This is a genomic window from Arthrobacter sp. HS15c (assembly GCF_040812005.1).
Taxonomy (GTDB): Bacteria; Actinomycetota; Actinomycetes; order Actinomycetales; family Micrococcaceae; genus Arthrobacter.
In genome coordinates, this window is record NZ_JBFOHM010000004.1 from 279,183 (window position 1) to 293,247 (window position 14,065).

Below are 14,065 nucleotides of genomic sequence, written 5' to 3' on the forward strand. Positions count from 1 at the left end.
GCACTTCAGGCAACTAGAGGCCCATCCGGTCAAGCCAGATCCTGGCGTCATGGATTTCGGGCTCGGTGGGCAGGTTGTCCGCGGATTCCCAGACCCTGTTGAAACCCTCCATCCCGGCGACGTCCACCACGGCGCGGACGAATTTGGCGCCGTCGGAGTACTGGCGCATCTTGGCGTCCAGGCCCAGGAGGTTGCGGATGAACTTTTCGATCACGCCGCGGTCCTTGCCGCGGTCGTTGAAGCGCTGCCGGATGGTCTTCACGGACGGCACAATGCTGGCGTCGACGGCGTCCATCACCACGTTCGCGTGGCCTTCCAACAGGCTCATGACGGCCGTGAGGTGGGACAGGGATGCCTTTTCCTCCGGGTTTTGCAGCAGGTCCAGGATGGCGCCGCGGCCCGGTGTGCCGCCTGTGGCGGTCCGGTCCTTGAGGGAGCGGGCGGCGGCGGAGGCACGCTCCATGAGGGAGTCAACGTTGCCCAGCAGGTGCACGCTGAGGTTGTCGATCTCGGAGAGCATGTGGTGGCGCAGCCAGGGTGCCGCGGCGAACTGCACGCGGTGCGTCTGTTCATGCAGGCAGACCCAGAGCCGGAAGTCCTCGGGCGTGACGTTGAGTTCGCGCTCCACGGTCACGATGTTGGGGGCCACCAGCAGCAGCCTGCCGCCGGCCGGCGCCGTGGAGCCTTCGGCGAGGGCGGCGAAGGGGTCGTACTGGCCCAGGACCTTGCTGGAGAGGAAGGCCAGGACGGCGCCCAGCTGGCTGCCGGTGATGGCGCCGCTGACGGCTGCCGCGGCGGGGCTGACCGTTCCGCGGCGGCTTTCCAGCATTTTCTCCATGGCCGGCTTGAGCATCACCGCGAAGCTTTGGGTGTTGGCCTTGGCCCAGGATGCCCGATCCACCACCAGCACCGACGAGTCCCGCAGGTCCCTGGCCGCTTCCAGGCCGGTGATCTGGTGGACGTGGTGCACGGATTCGTCAGCGAGCCGCCGCAGGCTGTCCACGGCGTCGCCGATCTCCGCCGGGGAAAGCACTGGCCCCGCGGATGTCAGCCGCGCGGCAGTGGACGCGGCGAGGTCCCAGTTGATCAGGGCCTGGGCCGGGCTGGACGGCGCCGGTGCGGACGTATCACGTGCGGTGGACTCCATAGTTCCCATCAGAACACAGCGGACCACGGATCGTCCTTAAGTTCGCTCACCGGCGAACGCCTGCAGGCCCACAGCCCGGGCCACCGGTCTCGGCGATTCAGTGCTGACCCAGCCAGTATTCCTAGCGGCAGCCGCAGGCCGCGAGCGCCGTGGCGGCCCGGTCCAGGGCTTCCTTGTTGCCGCCCGACCCGGGGGTGAGGCCGTTGCCAATGAACGAGAAAACCAGCAGCCGGCCGTCGGCGTCCACCACGTAGCCGCTGAGCGCGATCACCGAATTCAGCGTTCCGGTCTTGGCCCGAACCAGCCCCGCGCCACGGGCGGTGGAGCTGTCCCCGTAGCGGGTGTCCAGGGTTCCGGTCAGGCCGGCCACCGGAAACCCGGCCAGCGCGGCCCGGAGCCTGAGGTCCGTCCCGGAGGTGATGGCGCGCACCACTTCGGCGAACTGGCGGGCCGACACCTGGTTGTCCAGTGCCAGCCCGGACACGTCCGCGAGCCGCATCCCGTCCGTAGGGATCCCGAGTTCGGTGAGCTGCGCCCGGACGGTGCCTGTGGCGCCATCGTTGCTGGCCGGCTGGCCCTCCGCCGCGGCCGCCATCCGGCCCAGGACCTCTGCGAGGTAGTTGTCCGAGGTCTGGAGCATCAGGTCGACCTGCTCGCCCACGGTGGCGGACTGGACCTCGGCCAGGACCTCCGGGTTACGGTCAGCCGTCTGCGGCACTGTGTAACGCCCGACGCCGGTTGCCACGGTCAGTCCCGCGGCGGCACCTGCTGCCTTGAGCTGCGCGGCGAACGCTTCCGCGGCGGTGACGGCTGAATCCTGTGGGCGGGGGCCCGTGGTGACGGCGGGATCGAACCGAGCCGAGTTCAGCGCCAGGGGATATAGCGGGGCCACCTCGCCGGCTTCAACATCGCCGCCCGCCCAGGCCGGATTCAGCGACGGGCCGCTGAACAGGGAATCGTCAACCAGGACCTTCAGCTCTCCGGTTGCGCCGGCGTCCTGCAGCGCGGCCACCGTAGCCGCGGCCAGGGTGGCGAGCCCGGCGTGGCCCAACACCTCGTCCGGCGCGGACACACCCGCTCCCAGGAGGACGTCGCCGCCGCCGGCCAGCACCACCTGGTCCGGTGTGGGACCGGTGATGATCCTGGTGCTGAACCGCGCGTCCGGTCCGAGGACCCGCAAGGCGGCCACCGCGGTCAGCAGCTTCATGTTGGACGCCGGAATCCGGTTCTCCGAACCGCCGCGGTCAAACAGGACCTGGCCCGTGAACGCATCCTGGACCAGCCCCGTGAAGGTGCCGCCGCCGTCGGGCTTTAACACCGGTTCCAGCTGGGCCGTGACGGCCGCCGGCAGCGGTACCGGCGCAGAGTCCGTGAGCGGAGACAGTCCCTGCCGGGCGGAAAGCGACGCGGGGGCCTGCTGCCAGGCCGGTATTTCGGGCGCCTCCACGGGGGCCGGGCCGATGAAAGCCGGGGCGAGCAGCCAGCCGGCGGGGAGGGCCAGGACGACGATCAAAACCAGGAGCAGCGCAGTGGGCCAGGCCCCCAGTCCGCGGTGGAACGTGCGCCGGAATCCGTCCGTGAACGCGCCGGGGCCCGATGTTTCCTTCATGTTGGTGCTGGTCCTCAAGTCCTGAAAATTCCCCACAGTTCCTGAAACTTGGGCCTCTCGCTATATCCTCAATAGTAGTCGGCGGCACCGACACTCCTTTTTGCTGGTCGTCTACTGTGCCGCGCACCCCCTGCAATTGCCGAGGAGCATTCCATGAAGCATGACGTGACCATCGAGATCCCCAAGGGATCCCGCGTCAAGTACGAAGTTGACCACGAGACCGGCCGCGTCCGCCTGGACCGCGTCCTCTTCACCTCCATGCAGTACCCCACGCACTACGGGTTCTTCGAAAACACCCTGGGTGAGGACGGCGACCCGCTGGACGCGCTGGTGCTCCTGCAGGACTTCGACCTGCACCCCGGCGTCATCGTCGAATCCCGCCCCATCGGCGTTTTCAACATGACCGACGACGGCGGCGGAGACGCCAAGGTCCTGTGCGTTCCCGTTGACGCCCGTTTCGACCACATCCAGGAAGTCAGCGACGTCAGCGAATTCCTGATCAAGGAAATCGAGCACTTCTTCACCCGCTACAAGGACCTGGAGCCGGGCAAGTGGGTCAAGGCTGAAGGCTGGGGCGACCGCGCCGCCGCCGAGGCCGAGCTGGAAGCCTCCATCAAGCGTTACGTGCCTGCCGCGCACTAAAAGCGTTCGACGGCGGGTGGTGCAGTTCCTCAGGAACCGCGCCACCCGCCGTCGTCGTTTAACCCGCCCCTCCCCCTTGCGCGAACTGGCACATATGACCCCCAAAATCGCGCTTTGAGGGTCACACCTGCCAGTTCGCGCGTTGTCAGCGGCGGATCAGGAAACTGTGGAATCGTTGACCCGTGAGTTCCGAGCCTTTGTTTAGTCCCCCGTGCGGTCCGGTCAGAGGATGGCGGGACGGTGACGTCCTGCGCGCAACGGGCATCCCCTACGCCACCGCGTGCCGCTTCCGCCCCCCTGTCAGTGCGACAGACTGGACCACGGCGTTTGCCGCAACGTCACCCGCCCCGGCCTGCCCGCAGGGCCCTGTGCCGTTCCTCGACGACGTCCTGGGCACCCGCTACGGCGAGCTCCCCGGCAGCGAGGACTGCCAGCGGCTCTCGATCACCGTTCCCGCGGGCCTTGCCGACGGCGAGCAGGTCCCGGTCATGGTGTGGCTGCACGGCGGGTCCTACACCTCCGGATCAGGCGACCTGGCCATCTTCGACGCCACGTCCCTGGTGTCCGAGAACCGCATCATTGTTGTGTCCGTGACGTACCGGCTGGGACTGTTCGGATACCTGGCCACCGGCACGGGCCGGCCCGCGAACCTCGGCCTGCTGGACCAGCTCGAAGCCTTCCGCTGGGTGCAGCGCAACATTGCGGCCTTCGGCGGCGATCCCGGCCGCGTCACCGCGTTCGGGCAGTCTGCAGGGGGCGATTCCGTGGCCCATCTCATGGCGACCCCTGAAGCGCCGTCGCTCTTCCAGCGGGCCATCATCCAGAGCGCACCGCTGGGGATCATCCGGGGCCGGCACAAGATGAGCCACGCCATGGGCATCGCGGCCGAGGCCGTCACCGAGGACACGCCTGCGATGGACGTCGTCGCCGTTGAGGACCGCGTCTCGCAGGTGGCCCGGAAATACGGGCTGATGGCCGCCATGCCGTTCGGCACGCAGTACGGCCACGCACCGCTGCCACCCGAGGCCGACATTGAGGCGGCCTGGAACGCCACGGCCCCGGACATCGAGGTGCTGATCGGGCACACTGCCGACGAGGCACGTCTGTTCCTGCCCCGCAGCCCCCTCGTCAGCCGGCTGGGCAAGGTTCCCGGCATCGGCAACGCCGCCGTCCAAGCCATTAATTGGGCTGTGACGGAGGCGGTGTACGGCCGGGCAGCCCGGAAGTTTGCCCGCCGCCACGCCCGCGCCGGCGGCAAGGCCCACAGCTACGTGATCTCCTGGGGCGCCACCGGGAACTACTACCGGGCTGCGCACACTGTTGACCTGCCGCTGTTGTTCGGTAACCAGCAAACCTGGGCAGCTGCCGGACTCCTCACGGGATCCACGTGGGAGGAGATCAATACCGTGGGCCGGGAGCTGCGCAGCCTGTGGGCAGCGTTTGCCCGCGGGGACGGCCTGGCCGAAACAGGCGGCATCCCCGGCGCCCTTCAGTACCGTTCGGAGTAACCCCGGGGGAGGTTTCAGGTACCTGCGACAGCATTGCGGATGGCCGCCACAAGAAGGTCCTGCCGCTGGAAGTAGGCGTTGTGGCCCGCGTTCTCGACGACGATCAGGCGGCAGCCGGGAACGGTTGCGGCCACATGCTCGGCGCCGCGGCGGATGCGCGGCCTCTCAGCGTCCCCGATGAACACCAGCACCGGGCTCGTGATTGACTCCAGCCCCTTCTGGAACGCGTCAACCTCCCTGGCGTCGGCGCTGAGGAACTCGCCCTGGCTTGCCTCCAGGCTGCGCGGATGGCGGGCGGCTTCGATCGCCGCGGCCGTGGACCGGACCCGGATGTAGCGGGCGTGGTCGAGCGGGTTGGCAGCGATCCATTCGTCTGTGAAGGAGTTTCCCACCCCCAGCCAGATCCGCTCGTCGGCGTCGAGCGAGCTGAACACCTCAAACTTCTCCGGCTGGCCGGGCTGCCCCGGCGGCGGCACCACCAGCGGCCAGCCCATACCGCAGACCACCAGGGCGGCCGCGTCGCCGGGATGGCGGACGGCCCAGCGAAGAGTGGTCATGCCGCCCATGGACTGCCCCACGATGACCGGGTTCTCCAGGCCCAGCGAACCGATGAAGCGCTCCAGCTCTGCCGCCCGGTCAACCAGCGGTCCCTGCCGCGGCGAGTTCGAGGACCAGCCGTGGTCGTAGGTGTCGTACGCCAGTACGCGGAAGTCCTGCTCCAGCTCCGCGATGATCGGTTCCCAGCACGCCGCCGCGGAGGCATGGCCGTGCAGCAGGACCACCGACTGGCCGTGGCCTGAGTCGGTGTAGTGAATGTCGTTGCCGAGCACGTCAAGCCATGGCATGGGGACGGTTCCCTCCGCCCAACGCCCAGGTCCGGATCTCCTCCGGGTCCTCCCCATGGGTGCGGGTGTGTTCCCGCGCCATGATCCGCCGGTCCTGGAGCGTCTGGCGCAGCAGGGAGTGCTTCTCGGCCAGGCCAGGAACGCGGTCGATCGCGTCGATGGCGAGCTGGAAGCGGTCGATTCCGTTGAGCATGGCCATGTCGAACGGCGTGGTGGTGGTCCCCTCCTCCTTGTAGCCGCGCACGTGCAGGCCCTCCTGGTTGGTCCGGCGGTAGGCCAGCCGGTGGATCAGCGACGGATAGCCGTGGTACGCGAAGATGATCGGCTTGTCCGGGGTGAAAATTCCGTCAAAGTCCGACGCCGGGAGGCCGTGCGGGTGCTCACTCACGTCCTGGAGCCGCATCAGGTCCACCACATTGACCACCCTGACCTTCAGCCCCGGGGCACCATTCTTCAGCAGCTCGGCAGCAGCCACTGTTTCCACCGTGGGCACGTCCCCGGCGCACGCCAGCACCACGTCCGGCTCCTCCCCCGCCACCTCGGAACCGGCGAATTCCCAGATTCCCAGGCCGCGGCGGCAGTGGTGCTCGGCGTCGGCCGGCCCCAGCCACGTGGGCGACGGCTGCTTGCCGCTGACCACAATGTTCACGTAGTCCGTGGACGCCAGGCAGTGTTCCATCACGGACAGCAGGGTGTTCACGTCCGGCGGCAGGTACACGCGGATGACCTCGGCCTTTTTGTTCACCGCGTGGTCGATGAAGCCCGGGTCCTGGTGCGAGAACCCGTTGTGGTCCTGCTGCCAGACATGTGAGGACAACAGGTAGTTCAGCGACGCCACGGGCTGGCGCCACGGAAGCTTGCGGTGCACCTTCAGCCATTTGGCGTGCTGGTTGAACATGGAATCGACGATGTGGATGAAGGCCTCGTAGCAGCTGAACACGCCGTGCCGTCCGGTCAGGAGGTAGCCTTCCAGCCAGCCCTGGCACAGATGCTCGCTGAGCACCTCCAGAACCCGGCCCGACCGCGCAAGGTGCTCGTCGGCGTCGTCAATCCTGTACTGCCACACCTTGTTGGTGACTTCATAGACGTTCTGGAGGCGGTTGGATGCCGTCTCGTCCGGCCCGAACAGGCGGAAGTTCTCCATGTTCAGCGAGATCACATCCCGCATCCACGAACCCAGCGTGATCATGGGGCTGATCCGCTCGGTGCCGGGCTCCGGTACGTCCACGGCGTGCGCCTCATAGTCGGGCAGTTCCAGTGCGCGGCGCAGCTGCCCGCCGTTGGCGTGCGGGGTTGCGCTCATCCGGAAATCGCCGGTGGGGGCGGCCTCGGCGATAGCCGGCCGGAGCCTGCCATCGCCGTCGAACAGCTCGTCCGGACGGTAGGACTGCAGCCACCCCTCAAGAAGTTTCAGGTGTTCGGGGTTGGTGCGGACCTCGGACAGCGGCACCTGGTGGCTCCGCCAGGTGCCCTCCACCTGGAGTCCGTCCACCGTCTTCGGGCCGGTCCAGCCCTTCGGCGAGCGCAGCACAATCATGGGCCAGCGGGGCGCCCCGTCCTGACCTTCGACGGCGTCCGCGTCGCCTCCGCGGTGGGAGTCCTGAATGGCGCGGATCCCGTCCAGGCAGGCCTCCAGTGCCGCCGCAAAATCCCGGTGCGCCTGGGCGGTGTTGTCCGGGTCGGCGACGGTGACGAAATACGGCTCGTGGCCGTAGCCGCGCAGCAGCTGTTCCAGCTGGGCTTCCGGCATCCGTGCGAGGATCGTGGGGTTGGCGATCTTGTAGCCGTTCAGGTGCAGGATGGGCAGCACGGCCCCGTCCGCGGCAGGGTCCAGGAAATTGTGCGAATGCCAGCTCGCCGCGAGCGGTCCGGTTTCGGCCTCGCCGTCCCCGATCACGACGGCGGTGACCAGCTGGGGATTGTCGAACACCGACCCGTAGGCGTGCGCGAGCGCGTACCCAAGTTCGCCGCCCTCGCTGATGGATCCCGGCGTTTCCGGTGCCGCATGGCTGGGGATGCCGCCCGGGTAGGAAAACTGCCGGAACAGCTCAGCCATGCCGGCCTCGTCGTTGCCCACGTGCCCGTAGATCTCGGAGTAGGTGCCCTCCAGCCAGGCGTTGGCCACCACTGCGGGACCGCCGTGGCCGGGCCCGGCAACAAACAGCATCTCCTGGGAGTCCCGGCGGATCAGCCGGTTCAGGTGCGCGTAGACGAAGTTCAGGCCCGGGGTGGTGCCCCAGTGGCCCAGCAGCCGGGACTTGGTGTCCTCGGCATCGAGCGGCTTCCGGAGCAGCGGGTTGGAGCGCAGGTAAATCTGGCCAACCGAGAGGTAGTTCGCGGCCCGCCACCAGCGGTCCACGAGTTCAAGTTCGTCCTGCGCCAAGTTGCCGGCCATAGCCATCCTTACGTCGCGTCGCCGCCGGGGCGGCCGTCGCTCCATCCGAACAGAAGACTGCCGCGCTGGCAACCTCTACGGTTCCCCAGCCGCTCTCTCCGCGTGGCAGAATCTGCCGGACCGCAGGCCCTGCCGCCCGTCCAAACCAGCTCTGCGGCCAGGCTTGGCCAGGCCTGAAAAAGGGCACTTCCGTGATGCGTGCCACCGGGTAGGGTATACCCAGAATGTTCACGCTGACCATCAATCAAACGGACAGCCGGCGCGATGGTGACCGGGTGCCGCAGTTGCTCAAGGACCTGCGGCATATCCCCGCGCGCCTGGACTTTGACCGCTCGGTGGAAGACGAAGTGCAAGGCATCGTTGACTGTCCGCACCAGGCGGTGGAGGCTGCGCTGATCGCCCTGCGCTCCGGTTCCTGGTACGTGGGCATCGGCGTGGGTCCCGTGAATGAGCCGCTGCCGAACCTGATCAAGGACGCGTCCGGGCACGGCCTGGTTTACGCCCGCCGCGCCGTGGAGCGGCTGCGGAACGGCAAGGACCGGGTCCCGGTGGCCGTGGAGGGACCCCTGGCCGACGTGGCCTACGAGGCCGAGGCCGTGCTGCGGCTCCTGGGCCATATTGTGCGGGACAGGTCCGGCGCTGAATGGCGGGTCCTGGACCTCATGACCCCCGGCGTCCGCGGGCAGCAGAAGGCAGTGGCTCAGGAACTCGGCATCACCACCCAGGCCGTGAGCAAGGCGGTGGCCAGGTCGCAGTGGGCCGAGGAACACGCTGCCCGCCCCGCCGCGGCCAGACTGCTCGCCCTCATCCTCGAGGTGCGCTGACCGCCCCGGCTATTGCAGGGCGCCGATGATCGCCCCCATCGCCGTGAACGCCACAATGTTGTAGCTGGCGTTGATGGTGAACAGCGTCAAGCTGCGGCGTTCGAACAGGTAGTTGATTCCCAGGGCGGCCGCCACCCAGGCCGCTCCCGCGGCCAGCCCGGCTAACGTGCCAAAGCCCGCGCCGCCGTCGCCAATGAACGCGGCGAGCACCACCGCCATGACCAGCGCGAGCAGGAACGACCCCACAAAAACGCGGACGGTCCCGCGCTTAAGTTGCTCGTCCGTCACGCCGGCCTCGCGCTGCCACACTTTCGCAAACAGCACCGAGTACCACAGGCCGCCCACCACAAACGTTGCCAATGCCGCCAGCAGTACACCCAGCCAGTTGATGTCCAATCCCACCACAGCCGTCCTTCCCGGAGACGCCGTCGGGCAGCGTCCCTTGGCTGGAGCTTATGCCCGCCGGCGGGCTGGGTCTTGTACAAAAGCCGCACCGCCGGGCGGCGGGATGCGCACTTCCTCAGCGTGCCGCCGTCGGGCTGTCCCCCACGCTATGAAGCGGGACGAACGTGGCGTATTCCGGCCCGTGCTCCCGGATGAGGCGCAGGTATTCCGACGGCGTGAAGCCGCTGTAGCGCCGGAAGGTGCGGATCAGGTGGGGCTGGTCGTAGTAGTCGGCCAGCCCCAGCAGCTCCCGCCCGCTTGAGCCGTCTTCAGGCAGGCGGGCAGCGGCGTTGACGAAGCGGTAGAAACGGCAGACATCGGCGTAGCTTTTGGGCGTGATACCGCAGTCGCGGAACATGGTGCGCTGCAAGGTGGACGGGTTGACACCCAGGCGGCGGGCGAGCCCGGCCACGGGTACGTCCACCGCCGCCAACACCGCGGCAGCCTCGACCGTCCGCTGGTCCGCTCCGCCTCGGAGCCGGGAGGAAAGGAAGCCTTCAAGGGCGGCGAACGCAGTGGCCGGATCGGCCTCCATCAGGCCAGCGCGCAGGCCCGTGAAGCCGGGCAGGAAACCGTCAGTGTCGCGCACTTTTCCCTGCAGGTCCGACGGCGGCACGTCAGTGAGTGCCCGGATGCCGTACGGCTGCAGCGCGGCACCGATGTTGAACAGCTGCGGCGGGTTCTCGCTGATGAGGTAGCTGCGCTGGATGCCTGCGTAGAAGCCGACGGCCACTTCCGTCGCCCTGAGGTCCGGAGCCGCGGCAAACGGATCGATGAGGCGGTACGGCGAGGACAGGTTAAGGACCAGGTGCGCCAAGGGGCCGGGAAGGATCTTTTCGTACTTCGCCGCCGGTTCGCCGCGCACAAACCAGAAGTGGCTGACATACGGCCGCAGCCGGGCAGGGGCGGGACACTCCTCGTAGAGCACACCAGCAGTCTACGGCGGGCCGGCGTCCCGGGCAGGATGCCGTGTGAACACCTCTGACCGAGCACGAACGAGCCTGTTCGGATCCCTTGAAGCGGAAACATCCCGAACATAGTCTCGCTGTGCCCGGCTTTCCGGATCAGCACCGCTTCCCCTGAGACCATGAGGTATAACAATGGCGTTTTCCGCACGAAGAATCCGAAGGCCGGTGGCTGCGTTGGCAGCAGCCGTGACGGCCATGGCCGGGCTGGCGATCCTGCCGGCCGCACTCCCGGCAGCAGCAGACGGAGCAACCCCGGTGACCATCACCCCAAACCCTGCCAGCCGCGGCGAGGCGTTCGAAGGATGGGGCACCAGTCTGGTCTGGTTCGCCAACGCGACGGCGGGCTACTCCCCCGAGCTGCGTGAGGAGCTGTACCAGAAGGTCTTCGGCGAGGACGGACTGAACCTCAACATCGCCCGCTACAACGTGGGCGGCGGAAACGCCTCGGACGTGCCCGATTACCTCAACGACGGCAGCGCCGTGGAAGGCTGGTGGAAGCCGGTCACCGGACCCGCGGCAGGCACGGCCGGGTCGAACCTCTACAACCCCGACGGCTCCGTGGATCCGGCCCAGGCGAACAAGCTGGCGTTCCTGGACCAGTGGAACCCGGACGATCCCGCCTCCTACAACCCCGACGCCGACCGGAACCAGCGCTGGTGGGTGGAACGGCTGGCCGCTGACCAGCAGATCACGCACTGGGAGGCGTTCAGCAACTCCCCGCCCTGGTTTATGACCAAAAGCGGCTATGTCTCCGGCCAGGTCAACTCCAACAAGGGTGAAAACCTGTTGCCCCAGGCGGAAGCCAAGTTCGCCGCCTACATGAAGAACGCCGTCGAACTCCTGGAGACCGGCAGCGGCATCACCGTGGATACCATCGATCCGTTCAACGAGCCCAACTCCGGCTACTGGGGCACGGCGATCGACCCGGCAACCGGGAAACCGCCCACCAGCTACACGCAGAAGCAGGAGGGCGCACTGATCTACCCGGCGGCCCAGGACCGGGTCACCAAACTGCTCGCCGCCGAACTCGCCAAGGACGGCACCACCACGGACGCCGTCATCTCCGCGATGGACGAAACCGATCCCACCAAGTTCATGACCAACTGGAACGGCTACAGCCAGGCGGCAAAGGACGCCGTCGGCCAGCTCAACGTCCACACCTACGGCACCAGCGACCGCCGCCGGGTCCGCGACCTGGCGAACTCCACGGACAAGCCACTCTGGATGAGCGAAGTGGGCGGATTCTGGCCCGGCAACCCGGCCCTCGGCGACTCCACCAGCGGCTGGGACCGCTCCAACATCACCAACGGGCTGGGCATCGCCGGCCGCATGGTCAACGACCTCCGCGAGCTCGAGCCCGACGCCTGGGTCTTCTGGCAGCCCGTGGAGGACACCTACAAGCAGGAAAAGGGCGACAAGGGCTGGGGCTCGATCTACGTCGACTTCGACTGCAACTACGAGGGCCGCGAGGGCTACTCCAACCGCCGGCTCAACGACGGCGCGTCCCGGGATCAGGCAAAATGCCGTGTCCTGACCAACCAGAAGTACAACACCACCCGGAACTTCACGCACTACATCCGGCCCGGCGACTTCCTCATCCAGAACGACAACGCCAAGACCGCGAGCGCCCTGGACGCTGACGGCAACGGCGCCACTCTGGTGCACTTCAACGACACCCCGACGGCGGAAAAGGTCACCATCGACCTCAGCCGCTTCGCCGCCATCGCGCCCGGCGCCACCGTCACGCCCGTGGTGACCACCAAATCCCCACTCGATGACATCGAACGCAACGCGCTCGTCAAAGGCGCCCCGGTCGCCGTCGACGCCGCGGCGAAGTCCGCGACGCTTGAGGTTCCCGCCGCTTCCGTGGTGACGTTCGTCGTCGACGGCGTCAGCGGGGTTGCGGAGGACGCCGCACCGGTCAAGGACGGCCACAGCTACCACCTCACCGGCGATGCCAGCGGCAAATACCTCACCGGACGGGCAGACGGATCAGCCTCCATCCAGGAGCTGGGAACGACGGCCGCGGAAGTCACCCCGCAACTGTGGACGTTCCACGCCGTGGACAGCGGCGCTGAGTACGCCAATGACCGCCGCTGGGTGGTCACCAACAGGGACGGGCGGGTGCTGACCGGCAACGGCGGCGTGCTGAATGCGAGCCAGTCCGGAACCGCGGCCCTGGCTGCGATGGGCCTGGAGCAGGCCAAAACCTCCCCCTCCGCACAGTGGATTGTCACCACCGAAAACGGCAAGCAGTGGTCCCTGGTGAATGCAGCCGCGGCCATCGCCCTGCAGGTTTCCGGGAACCAGACTGCGGCCGGAACGGCCGTCGCGCTCGGCTCCTCCACCGGCACTACGGCCACCGCAACCGGCAGCACGCACCAGTCCTGGGGGTTCACGGACCTTGCGGACCTGGCGCTGCTCGGTATCAAACCGGTGGACCTCAGCACGCCCATCGGCGTCGCGCCTTCCCTTCCCGCCACCGTCACCCCGATCTACGAAAACGGCGAGGGCCGGCCCGTGCCGGTCCAGTGGGACGCGGTTGACCCCGCCGTCTGGAAGAAACGTGGCACGGTAACCGTTACCGGTAGCGGCACTGATGTGTATGGCCAGGCCTTCAACGCCGCCAAGGTCACCGTGGCCGTCGGAAAGTACACGGCCACCGACCCCGTATCCGCCACGGTGGGCACCGGCGCAACGCTGGCCGAAGTCCAGGCCGCGGCACCGGCCACCGTGCCGGGGCAGATCGGCATTGGAACGGCAAGGAACAGCCTCGCTGTCACTTGGGACTGGAGCGCTTTTGATCCTGCTGCGCTGCAGGCCGCCGGAACCGCCACCGTCCCGGGCAAGGCGGCCACCGGCGCGGACGGCGACAAACCGCTCAACGCGCAGCTGACGGTCCTCGTGGTGGACCGCGTCCCCAGCAGCCACATCTGCAAGGACGACACCACCACCGCCGTCACCGCCAGCTACACCGAAGGCTCCTACATCGCGAAGAATACCTGCGATGGCAACACCTCGACCCGCTGGTCGAACTGGGTCAGCGGAGGCCGCAGCGGCGACACCCTGGACTACGCCTTCAGCCGCAACTACACCGTGGATTCAGTGACCGTGACGCTCGCCGAAAAGGCGGCGCAAAGCCTCACCATCCAGTACCAGGATGCAACCGGCGCGTGGAAGGACACGACGGCGGGAACGGTCACCGGCCTGGGCACGGCGGCGCCGGCCAAGGTGTCCTTCAGCCCCGTCACCACGCGCGGCATCCGGGTGGCGCTGGCAACTCCGGGCTCGTACACCAAGGTTGCCGAAGTGGCCATCGCGGGATCGCGCCTGGGTGGGGCCGGGCTCGCTGATCTTGGCCGGCTGCTGGTGGGGCAGAAGTCAGTGGTTGGCTTTGCGGCCGGGACCACCGGCTACACGGTGCTGACGACGTCGGCGGCGGCACCAACCGTGGCGGCGTATCCGCTGGACACGAGCGCGGCGGTTTCCATCGTCCAGGCGACGGCTGACCACCCGGCGGCCGTCACCGTGACCGCCCCCGACGGCACCACGAAGGACTACACAGTGGCCTTCGTGACCGGAAAGGCCGCCTGCGCAAACGGCGGCTGGGCCACCAACGTTGAACCCGGGTTCGCCTCCGAAGGGGAATGCGTCAGCTACTTCGCGTCAAAATAGCGGCAGTT

Annotated in this window: 10 protein-coding genes; 4 read left to right on the top strand and 6 right to left on the bottom strand. The window is 67.8% G+C overall.

What is annotated here, in order from left to right; translation table 11 throughout:
• Nucleotides 1-13: 13 nt before the first annotated feature.
• Both ABV518_RS08200 and dacB read right to left on the bottom strand, forming a co-directional pair.
• Nucleotides 14-1,147, bottom strand: a complete 1,134-nt coding sequence (locus ABV518_RS08200) for a zinc-dependent metalloprotease (protein WP_367766390.1) — start codon at nt 1,145-1,147, stop codon at nt 14-16.
• Nucleotides 1,148-1,268: 121 nt separating this feature from the next.
• On the bottom strand, nt 1,269-2,756 hold the full coding sequence (gene dacB, locus ABV518_RS08205) for a D-alanyl-D-alanine carboxypeptidase/D-alanyl-D-alanine-endopeptidase (RefSeq protein WP_367766391.1): 1,488 nt from the start codon (nt 2,754-2,756) through the stop codon (nt 1,269-1,271).
• A gap of 153 nt (nt 2,757-2,909) precedes the next feature.
• Between dacB and ABV518_RS08210 the strand changes: the two genes are divergently transcribed.
• Nucleotides 2,910-3,398: an inorganic diphosphatase gene (locus ABV518_RS08210; protein ID WP_024818962.1), complete on the top strand. Its 489-nt coding sequence runs from the start codon at nt 2,910-2,912 to the stop codon at nt 3,396-3,398.
• A 182-nt stretch (nt 3,399-3,580) separates the two neighbouring features.
• On the top strand, nt 3,581-4,906 hold the full coding sequence (locus ABV518_RS08215) for a carboxylesterase family protein (protein WP_367766392.1): 1,326 nt from the start codon (nt 3,581-3,583) through the stop codon (nt 4,904-4,906).
• A 14-nt stretch (nt 4,907-4,920) separates the two neighbouring features.
• Here ABV518_RS08215 and ABV518_RS08220 read toward each other — a convergent pair whose 3' ends face one another.
• A complete protein-coding gene (locus ABV518_RS08220) occupies nt 4,921-5,751 on the bottom strand; it encodes an alpha/beta fold hydrolase (protein WP_367766394.1) in 831 nt (276 codons plus the stop codon).
• A complete protein-coding gene (locus tag ABV518_RS08225) occupies nt 5,738-8,146 on the bottom strand; it encodes a phosphoketolase (protein WP_367766396.1) in 2,409 nt (802 codons plus the stop codon). The genes ABV518_RS08220 and ABV518_RS08225 overlap by 14 nt, the downstream gene beginning before the upstream one ends.
• A 224-nt stretch (nt 8,147-8,370) precedes the next feature.
• On the opposite strand from ABV518_RS08225, the gene ABV518_RS08230 reads away from it, so the two are divergent.
• A complete protein-coding gene (locus tag ABV518_RS08230; protein WP_367766397.1) occupies nt 8,371-8,970 on the top strand; it encodes a hypothetical protein in 600 nt (199 codons plus the stop codon).
• Between the two features lie 9 nt (nt 8,971-8,979).
• On the opposite strand, the gene ABV518_RS08235 is transcribed toward ABV518_RS08230, so the two are convergent.
• Entirely contained in the window at nt 8,980-9,375 is a 396-nt protein-coding gene (locus ABV518_RS08235) for a DUF1761 domain-containing protein (RefSeq protein WP_367766398.1), read from the bottom strand.
• Between the two features lie 115 nt (nt 9,376-9,490).
• Nucleotides 9,491-10,342 (bottom strand): DUF6597 domain-containing transcriptional factor, encoded by an 852-nt coding sequence (locus ABV518_RS08240; RefSeq protein ID WP_367766399.1) that lies wholly within the window; start codon nt 10,340-10,342, stop codon nt 9,491-9,493.
• Between the two features lie 205 nt (nt 10,343-10,547).
• Between ABV518_RS08240 and ABV518_RS08245 the strand changes: the two genes are divergently transcribed.
• Nucleotides 10,548-14,057, top strand: a complete 3,510-nt coding sequence (locus ABV518_RS08245; RefSeq protein ID WP_367766400.1) for an Ig-like domain-containing protein — start codon at nt 10,548-10,550, stop codon at nt 14,055-14,057.
• Nucleotides 14,058-14,065 lie beyond the last annotated feature (8 nt).

What these genes read in the sequence shown, in the direction of transcription:
- ABV518_RS08230 (WP_367766397.1), top strand. Translation starts at nt 8,371, where the DNA reads ATGTTCACGCTGACCATCAATCAAACGGACAGCCGGCGCGATGGTGAC.
- ABV518_RS08210 (WP_024818962.1), top strand. Translation starts at nt 2,910, where the DNA reads ATGAAGCATGACGTGACCATCGAGATCCCCAAGGGATCCCGCGTCAAG.
- ABV518_RS08225 (WP_367766396.1), bottom strand. Translation starts at nt 8,146, where the DNA reads ATGGCCGGCAACTTGGCGCAGGACGAACTTGAACTCGTGGACCGCTGG.
- dacB (WP_367766391.1), bottom strand. Translation starts at nt 2,756, where the DNA reads ATGAAGGAAACATCGGGCCCCGGCGCGTTCACGGACGGATTCCGGCGC.
- ABV518_RS08200 (WP_367766390.1), bottom strand. Translation starts at nt 1,147, where the DNA reads ATGGAGTCCACCGCACGTGATACGTCCGCACCGGCGCCGTCCAGCCCG.
- ABV518_RS08220 (WP_367766394.1), bottom strand. Translation starts at nt 5,751, where the DNA reads ATGCCATGGCTTGACGTGCTCGGCAACGACATTCACTACACCGACTCA.